The organism is Alicyclobacillus sendaiensis NBRC 100866 (genome assembly GCF_001552675.1).
Taxonomy (GTDB): Bacteria; Bacillota; Bacilli; order Alicyclobacillales; family Alicyclobacillaceae; genus Alicyclobacillus; species Alicyclobacillus sendaiensis.
Map to the genome: position 1 here is coordinate 1 of NZ_BCRQ01000138.1, position 1,131 is coordinate 1,131.

The following is a 1,131-nucleotide window of genomic DNA, read 5'->3' on the forward strand; positions in this document are numbered from 1 at the left end:
CTTTTCCACTGAGATCCGATAGCGTGATATGTAGTCCATCGGCGACTTGGCGCTGATGCGTATATTGATCTTCGGCCCGATGACCGCAATATTCGCCAGTGCGTCGATTCTGTCCTCCGGAATTTTACCCTCCAAAAATTTTCTCGGAAATATGTGATGCCACTGCGGCCGAAAATCCGCCATTGCTTCGATCCCGTCGAATCCAAGCCGATGGTCACGATCATCCCAATCTAGCGCATTCTGATGGTAAACCAGAAGGTAAAGGAGAAAGCGTCCGAACTTCGCTTCGCGGTAGTTGCGCAAGAAGTCCTCGGCAGTCACTGGCAGTTGATGATCAAACCTGCTTAACAGCTTGGCGACCGCTTCCTCCATCGATTCCGACTGTGTAGCGTCGCGCACGTCCTCGGATAAGTTAGCTGCGCTCGATCCGCTGTACCGCCCGAAGCGCGAAGCCTGAAGAAACCAGTATAGTGCCAGATTGAAGGGGCCGTCTGGGAATTTGTCGAGCAACGCCACCATGGTGACGAGCGCGGCCTCGGTTGGAAGGGGCATACTGCTCAATATCCCATATTGCCGAAAGTGGGCGATGAGTTCGGGCCACGCCTGTTTCGTTCGCTCCCACGCGGGACGGATGTAAGCCGGATTCCAAAAAGCATCGTCGATTTCTTTAAACCGGACTTTTTGAATTCCGACAGCTGTCACACATCGAAACAACAGATTTGGACTGATGGCAAAACCCGATTCCTTCAGAGTGTTCAAGTAAGGCAAAAAGTGTTCGCGAACCCACCCCGGCATACGCGCAGATACCACACCCAAGTAAATATCGGCTTCCGTCACCCGAGTTCCCTTACTGTTGAGACGCGAGAAAATTTCCACTACATCCTCCAGTTCATGGTCCACCGTAATGGTCACCACATCCGCATCTCGTATCTTACGCACTCGGTCCAGCCGCGCGTAAATCTCCATGGTATCCATGTGTTTGCATAGACCTTGCTGCTTGACCTCGGTCGCAAGCCGTCGCAGCTTCTCTTCGTCACTGTCCTTCTTGGGATCAAGGTTGAGCAACTCTCGCACCGGAATATATCTTGGTACTTTGGTTCTTCTTACGACGGCGTCAGCAACCAGGAAATA

1 protein-coding gene is annotated in these 1,131 nt (G+C 52.3%); it reads right to left on the reverse strand.

Annotated elements, in window-relative coordinates:
- On the reverse strand, nt 1–1,074 hold a 1,074-nt coding region (locus tag AS26_RS13600; protein ID WP_157068523.1), incomplete at its 3' end, for a hypothetical protein.
- Nucleotides 1,075–1,131 lie beyond the last annotated feature (57 nt).